Here is a 19,976-nt window from a genome sequence, read left to right as displayed (position 1 = left end):
GGTCGTCTTCTACAATCAGTAGCTGCTTCACAACAACACTCAATCCTTTGGTCTGTGTACGGCGCGGCTGCCACCATTGGCTGAACCGGCATTTCCATGGTTATGATTCTTAACTGAACATTGACACTTTGCAATGCTGATTCATAAAAATACCTTCGGGCGACGATTAGTTGACGGTTTTCTGTGGTTGTACGGTTTCCTGAATTGGCACACTCGGGGCCGCAGCCCGTATTTCGGCTTCGGACGTGAGCAGAGGAATCCTGACGGAAAAGCAAGACCCAACGCCTGGCTCACTGGTGACATCAATATTGCCGCCTAATTCCTGAATGTATTCTCTGGCCTGGTAGGCGCCAATTCCCATGCCGGTAAGGCCCTTGGTGCTCTCGAATGGTTTGAACAGCTGGCTGCGGATGAAGTCGTCGGTCATGCCGGTGCCCGTGTCCTGAATGAAGATCACAACATTGCCTTTGGCGGTTTTAAGATTGATGGATATGTCGCCGTTTGCCGGGGTTGCGTCCTGGGCATTCTGCAACAGGTGGCCGAGCACGCTCCGCAGCTGTTCTTTATCCGCAGACACAAAGATGTTGTCTGGGCTGCCTTGCAGGGATGGTGCAGGCGCCCGATGGCTGTGATGGGCGATCAGCTCCTGGACCAGTTCGGTCAGGTTTATCGGGCTCCGGTTTTCTTCTGCCGGGTTGGAAGGTTTACGAATGTGGTCCACGAGGTTGGCCATTTTGCGTACTGCGTGGTCTGTGGTGGCGATCATGTCGTCGATAAACGCCGGGTTGTTCCGATGCTTGGGGGCGTTTTTAACCAGCAGCGACAGCTGTGCAATCAGGGTTTTCAAGTCGTGCACCATAAATGCTGAGGCTTTACTCACAGCCTCGAACTGCATGGCCCGCGAGAGGCGGTTCTGGGCATCCATCTGGGCGAGCAGGTTACAGGTCTGTCGGGCTACCACTTTGATAAGGTCGAAGTTTTCCCAGTTCAACTCAACTTTCGAATAGGGGCGCCCCACCATGGCAACGCCGTAAAGCTCGTTGCCAAGGTACAGGGGAATAATCAGCCAGGCGTCTGGGGTGTTGGTGATGGGGTCAGGAATCTCGAGCAGGTTGTAGCTTATCGGGTCGGACCGGTATTCGTTCAGATCAATAATCCACTCCCGATCCGTGAAAAAACGGACCAGTTCCGAATCACTATCGATAATGGTGTATTTGGGCGTGGCGAGGTTCACGCTCGCATTCAGCAGGTAGTCGCCCTGGTCGCTGCGAAGCCAGATGGCGCCAGCGTTGCTCTCCACCAGGCCTGCGAGAATTCGGATTACTCGCTCGGGCAGGGGAGGGTCATTGCTCAGGTCGGCCAGTTCACGGGTCATTCTCAGCCATTCGTTCCGGTAATCGTACTTGTAGTCGAAAAAGTTCTGGCTGATGAACACCATCAGCTTGGCCCGGATTCGCCTCGACAATAACAGGGTGACCAGAAATGCCAGGGAAACGCTGATGAACAGCACCTGCATGGCTTCGCCCCACGCTCCGCCCAGGGCGCGAACGTAGTATCCACCTACGGCAAGGAACAACAGGTACCCGCCGGCGAACAGGAAGGTGCCCACATGGAATACCGCGGAGCGCGAAAGCTGGAAATCCACCGGTTGTTTGCGGGTATTGATAATGTTGACGGCAAACAGCGGCATTAATGCAGCGTTGACGAAGCCCCTGGCATTCCAGAACGAATCGGCGACTTTGCCGAACAGCAGGGCATCGGCGTACATGAAGAAGTCAAAGGTGAAGATGGTGGCAACACCAATGCAGAGGTACTTCATGGAGGACCGGCCAAAGCCGGGGGCGTTGCGCCAGATCTGTTCCACCAGTGACAGCCCGAGCAGGGCCAGAGCGATTTGCCCGATGACTTTGGTTTTGCCATCCAGCAGGGCGAGGCCAAGGATAAATTCAAGGCTGCCCAGGGTCAGCAGGGTTGCGATCAGTATGAAGAGGGAGGCGCCAAGCACTTTTTTGAGCTGGCTGGCGAGCTTGCCCTGGCGAAAAGCGTCCCGAAGCATGGCGAACAGCAGCAGGATCCAGGCGGTATCTCTGAGCAATTCAAGCAGGTAACGTACGAAAAAGCCGGGGTGCCCCCAAAGGCTCTGGGAGACCAGGGTGCTTGCCCACAAGGTGGTGACCAACGCCGCAAGGAAGAGGGCGCGGTCAAGATCCCTTCGCAGATAACGTGTCGCGATCAGCACAGACAGCACCGCGAACAAGGCTGCCGCCGCACCGTAGCTGATCACGCTGATGTCCCTGAGCATTCGGTCTTTCCTTGAACCTGGGTTCTGTACTTATTCTGTACAGGGTAGCTCTGAACTCCCGGTTCCGTCTACGGGTATCGGCGTTTTCCCGGCCTGGTTCACACTGGCCGTTTGTTGTCCTGATAGTAACGGAAAATATCTGTCAACTGACGTTTGGGGGTAAATCCGAACTCCCGGGCAAAGGCCCGGCCATCAATCACCACTGGGTACTTGAAGAACGCCATCAGGTAAGTCGGGAAGCTCCTGAGGTTCAGAATTCTTGAAATCGCCTTGGGAACGACGGGTGGAATGGATGGCAGTGGAATGCGCTGGCATCCGCAAAGTTTCAAGGCCTGTTGATAGGCTACCCAATCCTGGGGGGCGACGTTGAACACGCCTTTTACGGGTTTGTTCCAGGCCAGTACGATGGCATCTGCCATGTCGTCTATGTGGATGAATTGCATCATCGGCGAGAAGCCGGCCAGCACCGGAGCCCGGGAGCTGCCGAGCAGTGAGCTCATGGAATTTCGCACACCGGGGCCCACGATGTTGCATGGCCGAAGAATGGTGATGTTCAGCTCCGGATAGCGCCAGAGGTAAATGTTGGCCAGGTTCTCCAGTTCCACGGAATCCACAAGATCCGCGCTCAGGCCCGCGCTTTTGAGGGGGGCGGATTCATCAATCAGGGCCGGGTTGTAGGCGACGGCGCCGTATACGTGGTAAGTGGAGAGAACAATCACCCGGCGAATGCCGTACTTCTGGGAAAGATCCAGCAACTTCTGCGTGCCCAGCACGTTGGCGTTATAGCGGCGCATGCGGGTGAGCTGGCTGGACAGTATCCGGCCCAGGTGGATCACGCCGTCAAACTGATATCGCCTGAACAGGTCCTCGAAAACCCGCTTGTTGAAGTCGATGCAATAGCTGGGGATGTCGTCTCCCAGATACACCTGCTCACGGAAATCGACGGCGACCAGGTCGCAGGTTTCCCTGAGGCGGCTGATGACTTGTTGAGCCAGGGCGCCGGCGGCACCAGTCACGAGGATGTGGGGTCTTCGTTTGGTGGTCATCAGAACAGCCTTTTCCTTTCACTAAGCCCTTTGTCGATCAATCGGCTGATTTCAGCCTTGACGGCTTCCACCCGCTCGGTCACCTGTTCTTCCGGGATTTCGGTATTGTCGAAATGCATGGGTGGGCCGAAGTTCAGGTGTACCTTGGCCGGAAGAATCACGGGCAGTGCCACCGGAACGTAGGGCACGCCCAGTGCATTGGCCAGTGGCTTTATATTGGCAATGGCAGGGATGGTTTCCTCGCAACCCACCACACCTACCGGAACAATCGTCGCGTTGTATTTCATGGCCAAATGCATGAAGCCGTTGCCGAACCGCTTGAGCTGGTACCGATCACGGTACAGTTTGCCGGAGCCGCGAACCCCTTCGGGAAAGACGATCACCGCTTCATTGTTTTCCAGCATCTTGGCGCAATTGACCGGGTCCCCAAGAACGGCGCCCATCTCATTGAGCAGGTTGCCCAGCCAGGGCACGGTGGGAAAGAACCGCTCGATCATGGCCCGGGGAATGCGGGGGTTGTCTTTTCGTGATGCCAAAGCATAGCCGATAAGGAGGCCATCCAGGGGGAGCTGGCCGGAATGGTTGGCAATGATCAGAACCGGGCCTTCGGCGGGCACATTGTCAACGCCAGAGGCCTGAACACGAAAGTACTTCTCGTAGATCTGCCGGGTAAGGGAGAAGCCGTACTTGATGGCCTCGTTGTTATAACCCCAGGGGTCGTAGCCCAGGGAACCGATTGGCTTGCGTATTCGCTCTATCTGCTGGTCCAGTTCGGCTGGTACCAGTCTGGATTTGAGAAACGATGCCAGGCCCATGCCTGCTCCCTGTCTGATGGATTTGGATTTTCGGCGCAGTCAGATGCGGCCGATCAATACGCCCAGAATGTGGCTCTGGCCTTCATTCAACACCCGATAATCGCCGTCGGCATTGGCTGTTTCGACACACAGCATTTTTTGCCAGCCATTGCCGGGGAAGTCCGAAAGCCGGGCAGCCTTGTCCGGCCCGGGATTCCATACCACCGTTGAGTCACTGCCCACCGAGGTCAGCTTGCGTTTTCCAATCGGTGTCACCACTGTAAGGGGCTCGCCGGATTCATAGATTCTGTCGGTTTCACCCTCGAAATAGACCGGGCCTTCCTGAGTGCAATACTCCCAGTCTTTCAGGGTGTCTATGTACTGACTGTTGCCAAGGCCAAGCACGCGGGTGCGGCTGATGTCAGCGGTTGGTAAATAGGTGTGCAGCGCCTGGCTGAACGCCAGTGGCTGGCGTGAGAGGTTGGTGGTGGTCAGTGCAACCTGGCAACCCCTGACCGAGAAACTGAACGTGGCCAGCACCAGTGCGTGGCCATCCCATTGCTCGGCGAAATCCTCGTTGGCATTCAGAGACAGGCTGATCTCCACTTCATGGGCGCTCTCGCGTACATCTTCCAGGCGCCAAAGGGCGGTGCGGGCGAAACCGTGAGCAGTCGGTTCATGAACCCGCTTGCGGATTTCCGGCGGGTTTTTGGCTGGGTCGCCAAACCAGGGCCAGCAAATTGGAATGCCGCCCCGGATTGCCCGGCCCGGTTGGAATCTGGCCAGCTCACTCAGCCACAGCCAATTGTTCTGGTCCCGTGGGGAAAAGTGAGTCAGGTGTGCGCCTTGGAGGAAAATAGTGGCCTGAAACAGAGGATGGTGCACCTCCAGGGCCTCAAGCTGGCCGATGGTTTGCCAGCGGGTGAACGACCATTGTCCCGGTGTCACCGAGACCGGTGGTTTGTTACTGCTTTCAGACATGGTTTGCGACGACTTCCTTTGCGATGATTTCCTTAAGGGTATCTGCTTACCAAGAGAGTAAATTAAATCCGCCGCGCCGGCGAGTTTGATCATACAATAGCCTAAAATTCAGGGGGTGTATTGATGGATTCTGATAGCCAGAGCGCGGTTATTGTTCCACTGCCGGAGCCTCGGCTCGAACATGGCCAGGGACATTTCGATCAGGTAGTGGGTGAGGGCTCGCTGGCGGGCACTGCGGGCGCGCACGATGTTGATCGTGTTGACGCAAGGTGGCTGGATCAGTTGGCGGATGGCTTGAGCGAGCACGCCTGGCTTGAGCTGGATCTTGCTGATCGCCTGCCGGAGGGGTTGGTGCCGGCCCTGCTCAATGAGGTGAAGATTCTCGAACGCACCGAAGCGATGAGCCGGGCTGGTATCGGGCGTGGAGCGGATCTGGTGAAGGATCGCAGCGTTCGGCGAGACAGTATTGCCTGGCTGGAAGGGTTCACCGAACCGCAGGCAAGTCTTTTCAGGTTTCTGGACCAGTTGATGGCTGGCCTCAATCAAAAGCTGTTTCTCGGGCTTAAACGGTATGAAGCGCATTATGCGACCTATCAGGCCGGCGACTTTTACAAGTGCCACCTCGACAGCTTTCGCGGGCGGGCGTCCCGGATGATCAGCCTGGTGCTTTACCTGAATGACGACTGGGGCCTGGAAGACGGCGGCGAATTGCAGGTGTTCAGCCCACGGGAAGAGGATAGGGCGATTGGCCTTGTGCGCCCGGAAGCTGGCCGTGCCGTACTCTTCCTGAGCGAGGAAGTGCCCCATGAGGTGCTGCCGGCAAGGCGAACCCGTTATAGCATTGCCTGCTGGTTTCGGCAGGATGAAGTGCCCTTGCCGCTCTAGTGTCCCTTAAGAGACACTAGCCGTTGTAGTCCTTATATCCTTCTGATATTATGCGCGCCGCTTTCGGGGTAAAAGTCCCGGAACGCCGTTATGGTGGCCCCATTGGTGCCCCCGCAACATGAAACCGTGAACCCGGTCAGGCCCGGAAGGGAGCAGCCGAAGCGGTGGATGTGTGTGCCGGGGGATTGCTGATGGGGTCACCCCCAGATTTTCTCCCTCTGTTATTTTCTCCTTTTTATCGATTTTCCTCTGTGATTTTGTGGGCTGGTTCACGCTGAGCCACCTTATGGCCCGGTTGGCACTTGTCCCTGTCTATCGTGTTTTTGGCATGCTACCCAAGCGGTATTTTGCTGTTGCCCGATCAAAACAAAGACAAAAAGGGAAAGCTATGAAAAGTGCCAAAACAACATCGCTCGTAACAGCGGGCGTGCTGGCGGCTGCATTGACAGCCCAGCCAGCCTCCGCGTGGTGGTTCAGTAAAAAGGACACCTACACCGAAACCAGATACCCGATCGTGCTGGTGCACGGGCTTTCTGGTTTTAACAAGCTGCTGGGCTTTGTGGAGTACCACAACGGAATTCCCGATGCCCTGGCGGAAGGCGGCGCGGAAGTCTTTGTGCCCCAGGTGTCTGCCGCCAATTCCACGGAAGTTCGTGGCGAGCAACTTCTTGCCCAGATTGAAGAATACCTGGCGGTATCCGGCGCTGAGAAAGTTCACCTTATTGGTCACAGTCATGGTGGGCCCACGGTGCGCTACGTGGCCGGGGTGCGGCCTGACCTGGTGGCGTCCGCCGCCAGTGTCGGTGGTGTTAACTGGGGTACACCGGTGGCCGATGCTGCCAGTGGCGTAGATCTGGATGGCCTCGGAAACTGGTTCTTCGGGTTGATTGATACTCTTTCTGGCGGAGGCGGTTTGCCTCAGGATACCAGTGCAGCCATCCATTCGCTCAGCACCGAAGGCTCCCTGGCATTCAATGCCCAGTTTCCCGCAGGTATGCCGTCCAGTTACTGCGGTGATGATGGCGCTGAAGTGGCCAATGGGGTGCGGTATTACTCTTGGGGTGGCAACAGGGTAGTGACCAATCTGCTCGACCCCAGCGATCTCTTGCTGGCGACCATGAGCCCGCTTTTCAATGAGCCCCACGACGGCCTGGTGCCCGCCTGCAGCATGAAGCTGGGTAAGGTGCTGGGTGTGGATTATCGGCACAACCACCTGGATGAGGTGAACCAGATTTTTGGTCTGGTAGGCCCCTTCGCGGCAAGCCCGGTGCAGCTGTATCGCCAGCAGGCGAACCGGCTGAAAAATCTCGGGCTTTAATCCCAACCTGTTGGCGGGCCTCCGGGCCCGCCCTGGAGCGAAACCGTGGTACACAGAGTTGGGATTTTCGCACTCGGGGCTTTGCTCGCCGTTGTGGCCGGTTTTTGGCTGTTTGCTGATGGTGGGCAGGGCTTGCCGGGTGCAGGCATCGAGAACGTTGGCCAGCAGACTGCAGGGCGTTCCGTCGCACTGCCTGAAGAAGTAGCTGGAAGTTCCTCCGCTGAGGATAGCGTGCCGCCGTTACCCCGTGATGAGAGGATATCCGATATCGACGTGGATGGCAGTGTTCGGGTGGATATGAACGGAAACCTGGTGCTGGATCCGTCACTGCGGCGGTTTCTGGATTTCTACATAGGTCTCACCGGTGACCAGGTCCACGGCGAAGCACTAAGGCAGAGACTGGCGGCAGAGATGCGCCAGCGCGGCATATCGGCCCAGGTGCAACTGGAAGTGCTCGAGATTCTGGATGATTACCTTGCCTACCGGGGTGCTTCGGAAGCACTGGCCGTGAGGCGTAGTGGCAACGTGGAGGATTTGCAGGCGGTTCTGGACGAACTGAAGGACCTACGACGGAAGCATCTGGGCCCGGATGTAGCTGAAGGATTCTTTGGAGCAGAGGAAGCACGCCTCAGATTGATGCTCGACCGGCAACGCATTCTGGCGGACGAAAGCCTGAGCGGCCACGAGCGTGACCAGGCATTGGCGCAGGTTGACCAGCTGTTGCCTGAGTTTTCGGTTCAAACTCGCCGCCGTTCAGAAGCGGTGGTGTCGACCAGCCTGAAGGTCAGCGAAATGCGAGAGCAGGGCGCCTCAGAGGAGGAGGTGCGGGCGGTGCGGCTGGAAGCCTACGGCCCGGAAGCGACGCAAAGGCTGAGCCGATTGGACGAACAGCGGGCCCAGTGGCAAAGCCGGGTGGCTGAGTATCGGCGCCAGAAGGCGCTGATCGACCAGGCCGGTGGGCTGACCGCCGAAGACCGGCAGGCAGAGGTTGAGGCGCTGCGGGTGCGGATGTTTGAAACGGAACATGAGCGCAGGCGGATCAGTGCCCTTGACCGGGCCGGGGATGACGGTGCGTGAACAGATCATCCTTCTTCTGGCCCCGGCTACATGCTATTGTTAGCGCCGGTTTATAGCAGTAGTTGAAGGATCATGAGCTATCAGGTTTTAGCCCGAAAATGGCGCCCCCGCACCTTTGAGGACATGGTGGGGCAGGAGCATGTGCTTCAGGCACTGGTGCATGCGCTTGAGCACCAGAGGCTGCATCACGCCTACCTGTTTACCGGCACCCGGGGCGTGGGTAAAACCACCATCGGTCGATTGCTGGCCCGTTGCCTTAATTGCGAAACAGGCATTACCGCCAATCCGTGTGGCAAGTGTGGCAGTTGCCAGGAAATCCTGGAAGGGCGGTTTGTTGACCTGATCGAGATCGATGCGGCCTCCCGCACCGGTGTTGACGACATGCGTGAACTGACAGACAACGTTCAGTACGCTCCCAGTCGCGGCCGCTACAAGGTATACCTCATCGATGAGGTACACATGCTCACCAACCAGTCCTTCAATGCCTTCCTGAAGACCCTGGAAGAGCCGCCCGAGCACGTCAAATTCCTTCTGGCTACGACCGATCCCCAGAAACTGCCGGTGACGGTGCTATCCCGTTGTTTGCAGTTCAACCTGAAGCGGATGACACCGGAGCACATCGTAGGCCACCTCAAGCACGTACTGACCGAAGAGCAGATTCCCTTTGAGGAGCCTGCGCTCTGGCTGCTTGCCCGGGCAGCGGACGGCAGCATGCGTGATGCCCTGAGTCTGACCGACCAGGCGATCGCCTTCGGCAACCAGAATCTGGCTGCCAGTGATGTCAGCAATATGCTGGGCACCATTGATCAGCGTGACATTGAGCGCATTGTTGCAACGCTGGTTGAGCGGGATGGCCCCGGTTTGCTGGCGGAGATCAGCCGCATTTCAGATTTTGCGCCGGATTACGCCGTCATTCTTGCGGATCTGCTATCCCTCTTTCACCGGGTCACCATGGAACAGGTAGTACCGGGCAGTGCCGACAATGCCCTGGGCGATGCCGCCCAGGTTCAGTCACTGGCGAAACAGTTGAGCGCGGAAGACGCCCAGCTGTTCTATCAGGCGGCGTTGATGGGGCGTAAAGATCTGGCGGTTACACCCGATGCCCGCATGGGGTTTGAAATGACTCTGCTCCGGATGTTGGCTTTCCGGCCGGGGGCTGATCGCCGTGAGCCGCCAACCATTGCTTCTGGTGGCAATGAGGGCCAGGCGCGCGCCGAACCGGAACCCGACCCTGCCCCTGCCCAGAGCCATCAGCCTGCACCGGTAGCTGAGCAGGCATCAGCGCCCGCGCAGAATCCTGAGCCGGTGGAAGAGCCGCGGCCGATTCCAGAATCAGCACAGGCACACCGTCCAGCCGAGGCTGACTCGGCAGAACCGGAACCCGAGCCGCCCATGATGGATGCTCCGCCCTGGGATCCAGACCCCGGCGACCCGGCTCTGAGCGCGGAGGTTGAAGAGCCAGAGACTTTGGTCAGTAATATTGCACTTGAGCCCACCGAACCGCCGGTGTTTGAGGAAGCCCAACCTCAAGGCCCGGTGGAACCGGAGGTTGAGTCGGTTGTCGAAAATCAGGAGCCGGTAACCGCGGACGGATTTGTATGGGAACGGGATTTTCGCCAGTTGGAGATTACTGGCATGCCCGGCAACCTCGCCAGCTACAGTGCCATGGCGATGGACGGTCAAACCGTGGTGTTAACCCTGGATGAAGGCCACGCCCGGCTGCTGAATGCGCGCCATGAAGAAAAAATACTGGCAGCCTTGAGATCCCGCTTCGGTGATGCCACTTCACTGAGAATAGAGCAGGGTGAGCCAGGGCTTCATACCCCGGCCGCCTGGGAAGAACGCCAGCGGGCAGCCAGGCAGAAAGCGGCAGAGCAAGCGATCCGTCAGGACCCGGTGGTAAAGAGCATTGTTGAACGATTTGAAGGGCGGGTGGTTGAAGAAAGCATCCGTCCCATAGAGACAGGCAGGAGATAAACACATGATGAATAACATGGGCGACCTGATGAAAAAGGCGCAGCAGATGCAGGAGCAGATGCAGAAGGCCCAGGAAGAGATTGCCAAGGCGGAAGTCACAGGCGAGTCCGGTGCCGGCCTGGTCAAAGTGACCATGAACGGTCGCCACGACGTTCGCAAGGTAGACATTGATCCGTCGCTGCTGTCTGAAGACAAAGAGATTCTTGAAGATCTGTTGGCAGCGGCCGTTAACGATGCCGTTCGCCGTGTTGAGGCAAATCAGAAAGAAAAGATGTCTGGCATGATGTCCGGAATGGGTATGCCCCCCGGATTCAAGATGCCGTTCTGAACCTGGGCCCGGCCCGCCATAGTCTTTGAGGAGCGTTCATGGCATTCAGCCCCCTGGTTGATGAATTGGTTGAATCCCTCCGGTGTTTGCCCGGAGTTGGTCAGAAAACGGCACAGCGCATGGCATTTCATCTGCTGGAGCGGGGCCGCTCTGGAGGCTCCCGGCTGGCCAGCGCCCTGAGCCAGGCGATGGATGGCGTGCGTCGATGCGACAGCTGCCAGAACTTTTCTGACACCGAAATCTGCAACATCTGCGAGAAGCCGGAGAGGCGTACCGGCACCCTGTGCGTTGTGGAAAGTCCTTCTGACTTGCTTGCCATCGAACAGGCCGGCGATTATCGGGGCAGTTATTTCGTGCTGATGGGGCACTTGTCGCCGATTGATGGCGTGGGCCCGGAAGAAATCGGTATTGAACGGTTGCTACAGCGGGTCCGCGAAGAGGGTGTGACTGAACTGATCCTGGCGACCAATCCCACCGTCGAAGGCGAGGCAACTGCCCACTACATCGCTGACCGCCTGGATGGCCAGAATATCCTGATCACCCGTCTGGCCCATGGCATTCCGGTGGGTGGCGAGCTGGGCTATGTAGATGGCTTCACACTTACCCATGCATTCCGGGGCCGAAAGCCCCTGTCTGAATAACGTCTCAGGTTCCTCCATGACTCTTTCCGCACCGGCCGTTACCATTCCCCCGGCCCCTGACACTGTTCGCTGGATTCGCGAGCCAGATACCCTGGACAACTGGCTGGACGCCCTCGAGCCCGGGGTACCGGTGGTGCTGGACACAGAATTTGAGCGAGTCTCTACCTTCTATCCCATTCCCGGTCTGGTGCAGCTGGGTGGCGGCGGTGAGTTCTGGCTGATTGATCCGGACGTAGCCGAGGCCTCCGAACGGTTTCGGGAGATGCTGGCGGATAGCCAGCGACCAAAGCTGTTATACGCCATGAGCGAAGACCTTGAGCTGTTCCGGCATTGGCTGGATGTGATGCCTAAAGGTGTGTTGGACCTCCAGATTGGCGCGGCACTGGCCGGTGCCGGGTTTTCGGTGGGTTATGCCCGCCTGGTGGAAACCCTGTTCGGTGAAACCCTGGATAAATCCGTTACCCGGTCCGACTGGGTGGCCAGGCCATTGAGCCCGGAACAGGAGCGCTATGCCCTGGATGATATCCGTTTTTTGCAACCGGTGTATGAGTGGGTTTGCCACGGCTTGCGCGAGCGCGGGCTGGAACAGGCTATGGCCGACGAGTCACAGCGCTTTGCGGATGAAGCAGCCAGCCTGGAGGACGCCGGGCAACACTACCTGAAACTTCGTGGTGGCTGGACACTGAATCGGGAACAGCAGGCGGTTCTGCAGGCCTTGGTGGTTTGGCGGGAACAGGAGTGCCGGCGGTTGGATCGCCCCCGAAACCGAGTGTTGAATGATGGCTTGCTGATAGCCATTGCCGAGCGCTGCCCTGGCTCGCTCAGAGCCCTCAATGATGTCCAGGGCGTTCCGGGCGGCATTGTAAAGCGTTATGGCGAACACCTGCTGGAATTGGTTCGGGGTGCCAGAGAAGCTGACCACACCGATCTGAAGCCCATACCCAGGCCGCTGACCCGAGATCAGCAAGCGCTGTTCAAAAAGGTCAAGCGTTGCTTCAGAAAAGTGGCAGAAGATACTGATATACCCATTGAATTGCTGGCGCCAAGAAAACGCCTTGAAGGCGTTATTGAAGAGGGCATCATGGCAGGTAATCCGTTTTTTGAAGGCTGGCGCAGGGATATACTGGCGCCGGTCGTCCCGGAAATTGAGGAGCTTCTCGTACAATGAAAGACCGTGAATTTGTATCGGTGTTTCGCAGCAGTAAAAAAAGCGATACCTACATCTATGTTCGCCGTGGCCAGGTTTGGGATGATCTCCCGGAGGCTTTGCGTTCGATCTTCGGGCAGCCGGTTCACGCCATGGATCTGCTGTTGAGCCCAGACAAAAAGCTCGCCAGGACCACCGGTAAAGAAGTGCTGGAGGCGTTGGCCGAGAAGGATTTCTTTCTGCAGATGCCGGAAGAGCAGGAAACTTATATTGTTGATTTTCGGCGAAAAATCGAGCAGCGTGGACAATGATTGCAGAGATTCCCTTCTGGCAGCGTAAGCACCTGAACGAAATGACCCGGTCAGAGTGGGAATCTCTGTGTGATGGCTGCGGGCTTTGTTGCCTGCAGAAGCTTGAAGACGAAGACACCGGCGAGGTGTACCACACCGACCTGGTCTGCGGTTACATGGATACGCAAACCTGCCGTTGTACCGTGTATTCTGACCGGCTGAAGAAAGTTCCGGGTTGTACGGTTCTGACACCGGAAACGGTATCAGACTACCACTGGTTACCGTACACCTGTGCTTACCGAACGTTGGCGGAAGGCCGGCCCCTTGCGGACTGGCACCCCTTGCGATCCGGTGATCCTGAATCCGTGCATCGCGCCGGGGTTTCGGTAAAAGGCAAAGTCGTCTCTGAGGACAGTGTGCCGGAAGAGGATTGGGAAGACCACATTATTCACTGGGTTCTGTAATGATCGATACTGATGCTTCACTAGCTTACGGAATTTTCTGGGCGGCCTATGCAGTTGCTTTCGTTGTGTTGTTCTACATGATGAAAGCGCTGTTTCGGATACTGCCATTCTATGGTGTGCGGACGTTGCTGCTGTCGGCCCTGGTTGTTTTATTTCTGACACCCGTAGAGTCTGCAGAGCTTGCAGGCTGGTGGATTCCCGCCTGGTTGTTCGCCGGTTACGAACTTATTCTGGGAGACGCCGACGCGGCGGGCAGGGCGCTGCTGAATTTCAGTATTGCTGCATTGGTGATGTTGCTGGTCTGGATTCTGGATCTTGTCCGGTATCGGTTGGTGCGCAAATAACTCCAATAACGTCCGAAACATCAGACAGGTAAGGGTGGCTATGAAGCGATTTCAGGTAATCCTCATGCTGGTGCTGGTGCTGGTCAGTTTTCTGCCAGCGCAGGCCAGTGCCCAGGATTCAGGTCTGACATTACCCGAGCAGGCTGACGTGCGCATCATTGTTGATATCTCCGGCTCTATGAAGGAAACCGACCCGGAGAACCTGCGCCGGCCGGCCGTACGCCTGTTGGCCCGGATGCTGCCTGCGGGTTCTGAGGCCGGTGTCTGGACCTTCGGGAAGTATGTCAACATGCTGGTACCCCACGCCACTGTTGATGATGCCTGGCGCAACACCGTTATCGAGCGTTCGGATCAGATCAATTCCGTGGCCTTGTATACCAATCTCGGGCTGGCGATGGAAAAGGCTGGCGACGACTGGTTGTCTGACGGAACCCTGGAAAACACCCACCTGATTCTTCTGAGTGACGGCAAGGTTGATATTCCCGGCGGGGAGGCTGCCAGTCGTGAAGAAGAGCGGCGCATCCTTGAAACCCTGCTGCCGTCCTTGAAAGCCAAAGGCGCCACTATCCATACTGTCGGCCTGTCGGAGTTGGCAGACATCACCTTCCTGCAGCGACTGGCCCGGGAAACCGGCGGCAGCTTTCAACTGGCCAAAACCGCTGAAGCGCTCAACCTGGCGTTTGCGGATGCCCTGAACACGGCCGTACCGCAAGAACAGATTCCCATTGAGGGCGATGGCTTTGCGGTGGATGCTGGCGTTCGGGAATTTACCGCTTTGATCTTCACGGGCGGCTCTGACGCCGAAGCACGAAGCCTGGCCCTCTCTGAGCCGGATGGCGAGCCGTTCGCGGCCAATAATCTGCCAGACAACGTGCGGTGGGCCGTGGAGCCGGGTTACGACCTGATTACCGTAACTGAACCGGCCGCCGGGCGATGGCGTATTGTTGGAGACCTCGGCCAAGGTAGCCGGGTGACGGTTGTCAGTGACTTGCGCATGGCCGTGAGTGAGGTGCCATCAGAATTCTCGGAAGAAACGCCGTTCAATCTGGAGGTCGTGTTTTTCGAGGAATCCGAGAAGATCAGGAATCGGGATTTTCTGGGTGTGATGCAGGTAAGCCTGTCGATCACCGCCAATGATGGCCGGCGGGGCACCAAGGTGCTGTCTGGCGACCAGCCTCCGGAAGATGGCGTGTATCGGGATACCGTGACGCGGCTGCCTGCTCCCGGGCGGTATCAGATTGATGTGGTGGCAGACGGCGGTACATTCTCCCGGAAATTCAGTGCAATGACCGCTTTTACATTGCCGGGTGAGGAACCTGAGCTGGCGGTGGTGTCTGAGCCCCTGGTACCCGACCTCAGTGAACGGGTTGAGCCCGAGGCGCCGGCTGAGCCAGAACCGGTCGAGGTGCCGGCGCCTGTCGCAGACCCGGAACCAATGCCTGAGCCTGAGCCTGAACAAGCAGAAGCTCCCTCGGAGCCACAACCGGAACCGGTTCACGTACCGGAAAAAGGCACTTTGTGGGGAATACCGGTCTGGGCATTTGGAGCGGGTGCAGCCTTACTGGTGGTCATTATCGGGCTGGGGCTTTTCGCCTGGCGCCAGAAAAAGTCCATTGCCGAGGCTGAGCAGGCCGCCGCAGCGGAGAGAGAGACCCTGGAGGATCTGCCGGAGGAGGAGCCGGAGATCCCTGTGGTAGCAGCAGCTGTGTCAGACAGCGAACCGGATGAAACGCCGGAGCCCGAGGATATCCCGGAAATGACCGAATCGCTTGAACGCGATGAGGTTCCGGAAACGGAAGATGATCAGATTCCCGTTGCCGATGATGCGGTTAACGAAGAGCCGGAAGACGATGAGACTTTGGCCGAGACTGATCCAGAGCCAGAGCCAGAGCCAGAGCCAGAGCCAGAGCCAGAGCCAGAGCCAGAGGAAGACGACGATGATGAGTTTGGTCTTGAAGACTTTGATTTGTCGGAGTTTGATGATCTGCCGGAGCTGGACGAATCAGAAGCGGACGACGAGGCTACGGACAAGTCCGAGGCCGACGACACCGAAAAAGACGACGAAGATCAGAAAAAGTAACCAACAGGAAACAGACACATGAAGTTTACCGGTACCGATAAATACGTAGCCACCGATGACCTGCAGATGGCTGTAAACGCAGCAATCGCGCTCCAGCGCCCGTTGCTGATCAAAGGCGAGCCCGGCACCGGAAAAACCCTGCTGGCGGAAGAAATGGCTGCCGCCCTGGGGATGCGCCTGATTCCCTGGCACATCAAATCCACCACCAAGGCCCAGCAGGGACTGTACGAGTATGATGCGGTATCCCGCCTTCGCGATTCCCAACTGGGGGATGAAAAGGTCAAGGACATCCGCAACTACATCGTCAAAGGCAAGTTGTGGGAGGCCTTCGAGGCCGATGAACAGGTGGTGCTGCTGATCGATGAAATCGACAAGGCCGATATTGAATTCCCGAACGACCTGCTGCTGGAACTCGACCGCATGGAGTTCTTCGTATACGAGACCCAGGAGTTCGTGAAAGCGAAGAAGCGCCCGATCGTGGTCATCACCAGTAATAATGAGAAAGAGCTGCCGGACGCCTTCCTGCGCCGGTGTTTCTTCCACTACATCAGCTTCCCGGACCACGACACCATGAAAGACATCGTGGATGTGCACTTTCCGGGCCTTCAGCAACAGGTTGTGCGTGATGCCCTGGAGGTGTTCTTCGATGTCCGCAAGGTGCCCGGGCTGAAGAAAAAGCCGTCCACCTCGGAGCTGATTGACTGGTTGAAACTGCTGATGGCCGATGAGCTGTCTGCCAAGGCGCTTCAGGAGAAGGAGAGCAGTTCTGCACTGCCGCCTCTGTATGGCGCCCTGGTGAAGAACGAGCAGGACGTGCACCTGCTGCAGAAGCTGGCGTTTATGGCACGTCGCCGCAACTGATCTCTGGCAAGAGTTTCGCTTTATGTTGATCGATTTTTTCCTCGAAGTGCGCCGGGCCAAGGTTCCGGCCAGTCTGCGAGAGTTCCTTGACCTGCTGGAAGCTATCCAGCAGCGCCTGGCGTTCGCAGACATGGAGGAGTTCTATTACCTGGCACGGGTGTGCCTGGTGAAAGACGAAAGGCACTTCGACAAGTTTGACCGGGCCTTCAAGGCGTATTTTGAAGGCATCGAGAACCTTGATGATCTGCTCGAAGCCCTGATTCCCGATGACTGGCTAAGGGCCGAGTTCGAGAAGCACCTCACCGAAGAAGAAAAAGCCAAGATTGAGTCTCTGGGCGGCCTTGAAGAGTTGATTGAAACTTTCAAGAAGCGCATGGAAGAGCAGAACGAGCGCCACGCCGGTGGCAATAAATGGATCGGTACCGGCGGAACTTCACCCTTTGGCGCCAATGGCTACAATCCTGAGGGCTTCCGCATTGGCCAGAAGAACGGTCGCCATGGCCGGGCCGTCAAGGTCTGGGAGAAACGGGAATACCGTGATCTGGACGACAGCATCACCCTGGGGCTACGGAATATAAAGGTGGCGCTGCGTCGGTTGCGTAAATTCGCTCGACAGGGTGCGGCAGATCAACTGGATATGGACGACACCATCCGTTCCACCGCCCGCAATGCCGGCTACCTGGATCTGAAAATGGTGCCAGAGCGGCACAACGCGGTGAAGGTTCTGATCTTCTTCGACGTCGGCGGCTCCATGGACCCGCACGTCAAAGTATGTGAAGAGCTGTTCTCCGCCGCCAGGCTCGAGTTCAAGCACATGGAGTATTTCTACTTCCACAATTTTATCTATGAGAGTGTGTGGAAGAACAATATTCGCCGCATGAATGAGACCCTGAGCACCTGGGACATCCTGCACAAGTACACTCCGGACTATAAGGTTATTTTTGTTGGGGACGCCACCATGGCACCTTATGAGATAACGCATCCGGGTGGATCCATTGAACACTGGAACGAAGAAGCTGGCGCTACCTGGTTCCAGCGGGTGTCGGAGCATTTCCGCAAGGTGGTTTGGCTGAACCCGCTACCGGAAAGTTACTGGGGTAGCGGTGGTTCGCTGGGCATAACCAAACAATTGGTCAATAATCATATGTACCCTCTGACCATTGAGGGACTTGAATCCGCCATGAAACACCTGAGCAAGTAGTTCGGATCGAGGTGGGTGGATCAAAAAAAAGGTTCATCGCGGGTTAGCGTGAAAAAGTAGGAGACGGCGGTCAAACCGGTTAGTTTTGAGTTCGCCAAAACAACAAACCTGACCGACTCACCGCCGTCCCTATGAATGCTAATCCTCTTGCCCTGTTCTGGGAAGGATTCACGATAGAATCGTATGCCCAGATTGACGCTCAATCTCTGCTCATCCGACTGCAACCTGCCGACGATTACTTGCCATGCTGCAGTGGTTGTAATCAGCACACGCTTGCCATCCATGACATCAGCACCCGACGAGTCCGAGAACGCGACCTGTTCCAATACCGCGTCTGGCTGGACGTGCCAGTTCGCCGAGTTCGTTGTACGACCTGTGGCCCCAAGCTTGAACAGATTCGCTGGTTACCAGGGCGACAGCGTCTGACGGCAGGCATGGTCAGTTGGATTGAATCCCTGGTACGACTGATGCCGATCCAACATGTGGCAACGCTGCTAGGGTTGCATTGGCATACGGTCAAGGCCATCGACCATCGGCGCCTCAAACGAGAAGTGACTGAGCCAGATAAACGCCGGATTCGTCGACTGATCATGGATGAGTTCGCCTTGTTCAAGGGACACCGCTACGCCACCGTGGCGATTGATGCGGATACTCAACAAGTCCTCTGGGTTGGAGAAGGCCGCAGTCGAGCAGCGGTACGCCCCTTCTTTGAATGGCTGGGGCCGGAAACCTGTGGCCAGATCGAAGCCGTGGCGATGGATATGAATACCGCCATGGACCTGGAAGTTCAGCACCACTGCCCACAAGCACGGGTGGTCTATGACCTGTTCCACGTTGTAGCAAAGTTCGGACGGGAAGTGATTGACCGTGTCCGGGTCGATCAGGCCAATCAGCTTCGACACGACAAGCCGGCTCGCAAAGTAGTGAAACGAAGTCGCTGGCTGTTGCTCAGAAACCGAGGCAACCTCAAGGACGAGCAGGCTCTGAAGCTCGAAGAACTGCTGCAAGCCAACCAGCCCCTGATGACTGTCTACGTCCTGAAAGACCAGCTCAAAGAGCTCTGGTACGCTCCCTCAGAGGCCGATGCCAGACAACGCTGGCAAGACTGGCTAAATCTGGCTATGAGTAGTGGGCTGGCCCCCGTGCAGCAGTTTGCCAGGCGCCTCAAGGGCTACGTCGACGGCATTATCGCCAGCGCGGTCTACCGGTTGAACACCAGTGTGTTGGAGGGAATGAACAACAAGATCAAGGTGATCAAGCGGGTGGCCTACGGCTACCGGGATAACGACTACTTCTTTCTGAAGATAAAAGCAGCATTTCCCGGTAAAGCGCGATGAACCAAAAAAAAGCCGATGCGGTTGAGGGCATCGGCAAAGCTCGGCATATTCAAGCGGGGGTTGCCAGAAGGCGCTCCCGCCGCTTTCCCCGTAGCAAGCCTTGGGCCACCCGAAATTAGTTTATAATTATCAATTAGTTACTTTTTTTGCTCGGTCATGTCGACCGGTCTTTCCCGCTCCCGCCTTTTGTTCTGTCAAATAACTCGACACTTATTATTACGCCACTGCCGGTGAAAGTTTCATTTGGTGAATTGGATACCGTTCTTGGTTGTTAGCGGGTGTTACTCTTTATTTCGAATTGTAACGGTGCCCGGTTGTGCCGGGGCCCGAGATCGCACGGCAGGAAAATTATGTTCGGCAAACAAAAATCACAACACTGCCGGATTGTCCCAGGGACCAAGGGGCTTTGGATATCCGGAATGATTGCCGTACTGGCATTCGGCTCTGTTTCAGCTTCATCGCTGGACGATGAAATCAACCGCCTGACGGCAGACGTTACCCGTCATTCGGCATCGGTGCATGCCCTTGAGCAACGCTTGCTGCACCCGGTGGATACCCGAGTCTCGGTGTTCCTGACCCTGGGAAACCGGCAGGCACTCAATCTTGATTCTGTTGAACTCTTTATCAACGATCAGCCCGTAGCGTCCCATCTATACAGCGCCACGGAGCGAACGTCGTTGGAGCAGGGTGGGGTGCAGCAGCTGTTCGTAGGCAATATGGCTGACGGCAACCACCAGCTGAAGACGGTGATCAACGCCCGCGCTGCCAACAAGCGCTTTGTCCGCCGTGAGGTGGTTCACCGGTTTGATAAACGCCCGGGTACCTTGCGCCTGCAGATGAATCTCGATGCCCGGGCTCCGGACTACGAGCCGGAAGTCACGTTCCAGGAGTGGAAGTAGCCGA

The 19,976-nt window shown here is 57.1% G+C and carries 19 protein-coding genes and 1 other RNA gene; 16 read left to right on the top strand and 4 right to left on the bottom strand.

Features of this window, described 5'->3' with window-relative positions; translation table 11 throughout:
- Positions 1-166: 166 nt before the first annotated feature.
- The 4 genes from prsK to ACZ5Q2_RS14510 all read right to left on the bottom strand — a co-directional run bounded on the left by prsK (position 167) and on the right by ACZ5Q2_RS14510 (position 5,123).
- Positions 167-2,302, bottom strand: coding sequence for an XrtA/PEP-CTERM system histidine kinase PrsK (prsK, locus tag ACZ5Q2_RS14525; protein WP_061331089.1), 2,136 nt, complete (start codon positions 2,300-2,302; stop codon positions 167-169).
- A 98-nt stretch (positions 2,303-2,400) separates the two neighbouring features.
- Complete coding sequence (locus ACZ5Q2_RS14520; RefSeq protein ID WP_061331090.1) at positions 2,401-3,348, bottom strand: SDR family oxidoreductase; 948 nt, start codon at positions 3,346-3,348, stop codon at positions 2,401-2,403.
- Entirely contained in the window at positions 3,348-4,163 is an 816-nt protein-coding gene (locus ACZ5Q2_RS14515) for a lysophospholipid acyltransferase family protein (protein WP_058089657.1), read from the bottom strand. The genes ACZ5Q2_RS14520 and ACZ5Q2_RS14515 overlap by 1 nt, the downstream gene beginning before the upstream one ends.
- Positions 4,164-4,202: 39 nt before the next feature.
- Entirely contained in the window at positions 4,203-5,123 is a 921-nt protein-coding gene (locus tag ACZ5Q2_RS14510; protein WP_061331091.1) for a D-hexose-6-phosphate mutarotase, read from the bottom strand.
- A gap of 123 nt (positions 5,124-5,246) precedes the next feature.
- On the opposite strand from ACZ5Q2_RS14510, the gene ACZ5Q2_RS14505 reads away from it, so the two are divergent.
- The 16 genes from ACZ5Q2_RS14505 to ACZ5Q2_RS14430 all read left to right on the top strand — a co-directional run bounded on the left by ACZ5Q2_RS14505 (position 5,247) and on the right by ACZ5Q2_RS14430 (position 19,972).
- Positions 5,247-6,008 carry a 2OG-Fe(II) oxygenase gene (locus ACZ5Q2_RS14505; RefSeq protein ID WP_082780495.1) on the top strand — a complete coding sequence of 254 codons (762 nt, stop codon included), beginning with the start codon at positions 5,247-5,249 and terminating at the stop codon, positions 6,006-6,008.
- 100 nt (positions 6,009-6,108) lie between these two features.
- Positions 6,109-6,205, top strand: an RNA gene (gene ffs / locus ACZ5Q2_RS14500) — signal recognition particle sRNA small type.
- Positions 6,206-6,396: 191 nt separating this feature from the next.
- Positions 6,397-7,326, top strand: a complete 930-nt coding sequence (locus tag ACZ5Q2_RS14495; protein WP_082780496.1) for an esterase/lipase family protein — start codon at positions 6,397-6,399, stop codon at positions 7,324-7,326.
- Between the two features lie 45 nt (positions 7,327-7,371).
- A complete protein-coding gene (locus ACZ5Q2_RS14490) occupies positions 7,372-8,403 on the top strand; it encodes a lipase secretion chaperone (protein WP_061331092.1) in 1,032 nt (343 codons plus the stop codon).
- 72 nt (positions 8,404-8,475) lie between these two features.
- Positions 8,476-10,380: a DNA polymerase III subunit gamma/tau gene (dnaX, locus tag ACZ5Q2_RS14485; protein WP_061331093.1), complete on the top strand. Its 1,905-nt coding sequence runs from the start codon at positions 8,476-8,478 to the stop codon at positions 10,378-10,380.
- 4 nt (positions 10,381-10,384) lie between these two features.
- The gene (locus ACZ5Q2_RS14480; protein WP_061331094.1) at positions 10,385-10,708 is read left to right on the top strand and encodes a YbaB/EbfC family nucleoid-associated protein; all 324 of its coding nucleotides are present in this window, start codon (positions 10,385-10,387) and stop codon (positions 10,706-10,708) included.
- 38 nt (positions 10,709-10,746) lie between these two features.
- Positions 10,747-11,349: a recombination mediator RecR gene (gene recR / locus ACZ5Q2_RS14475; RefSeq protein ID WP_061331095.1), complete on the top strand. Its 603-nt coding sequence runs from the start codon at positions 10,747-10,749 to the stop codon at positions 11,347-11,349.
- A gap of 16 nt (positions 11,350-11,365) precedes the next feature.
- On the top strand, positions 11,366-12,517 hold the full coding sequence (locus tag ACZ5Q2_RS14470; RefSeq protein WP_061331096.1) for a ribonuclease D: 1,152 nt from the start codon (positions 11,366-11,368) through the stop codon (positions 12,515-12,517).
- Positions 12,514-12,807 carry a YcgL domain-containing protein gene (locus ACZ5Q2_RS14465; protein WP_061331097.1) on the top strand — a complete coding sequence of 98 codons (294 nt, stop codon included), beginning with the start codon at positions 12,514-12,516 and terminating at the stop codon, positions 12,805-12,807. Before ACZ5Q2_RS14470 ends, ACZ5Q2_RS14465 begins: the two co-directional genes overlap by 4 nt.
- Entirely contained in the window at positions 12,804-13,250 is a 447-nt protein-coding gene (locus tag ACZ5Q2_RS14460) for a YcgN family cysteine cluster protein (protein ID WP_106695657.1), read from the top strand. The genes ACZ5Q2_RS14465 and ACZ5Q2_RS14460 overlap by 4 nt, the downstream gene beginning before the upstream one ends.
- Positions 13,250-13,594, top strand: a complete 345-nt coding sequence (locus ACZ5Q2_RS14455) for a hypothetical protein (RefSeq protein ID WP_061331099.1) — start codon at positions 13,250-13,252, stop codon at positions 13,592-13,594. The genes ACZ5Q2_RS14460 and ACZ5Q2_RS14455 overlap by 1 nt, the downstream gene beginning before the upstream one ends.
- Before the next feature lie 40 nt (positions 13,595-13,634).
- A complete protein-coding gene (locus ACZ5Q2_RS14450) occupies positions 13,635-15,674 on the top strand; it encodes a vWA domain-containing protein (protein ID WP_432209943.1) in 2,040 nt (679 codons plus the stop codon).
- Positions 15,675-15,692: 18 nt separating this feature from the next.
- Positions 15,693-16,535, top strand: a complete 843-nt coding sequence (locus ACZ5Q2_RS14445) for an AAA family ATPase (protein ID WP_432209944.1) — start codon at positions 15,693-15,695, stop codon at positions 16,533-16,535.
- 22 nt (positions 16,536-16,557) lie between these two features.
- Positions 16,558-17,736 carry a vWA domain-containing protein gene (locus ACZ5Q2_RS14440; RefSeq protein WP_061331102.1) on the top strand — a complete coding sequence of 393 codons (1,179 nt, stop codon included), beginning with the start codon at positions 16,558-16,560 and terminating at the stop codon, positions 17,734-17,736.
- A gap of 131 nt (positions 17,737-17,867) precedes the next feature.
- Positions 17,868-19,073: an ISL3 family transposase gene (locus tag ACZ5Q2_RS14435; protein WP_011785425.1), complete on the top strand. Its 1,206-nt coding sequence runs from the start codon at positions 17,868-17,870 to the stop codon at positions 19,071-19,073.
- Positions 19,074-19,492: 419 nt separating this feature from the next.
- Positions 19,493-19,972, top strand: coding sequence for an AraC family transcriptional regulator (locus ACZ5Q2_RS14430; protein WP_106695660.1), 480 nt, complete (start codon positions 19,493-19,495; stop codon positions 19,970-19,972).
- Positions 19,973-19,976: the final 4 nt, after the last annotated feature.

The organism is Marinobacter alkaliphilus (assembly GCF_055394375.1).
Note: the sequence above shows the minus strand (reverse complement) of the source record. Positions and strands in the feature narration are given on the sequence as shown.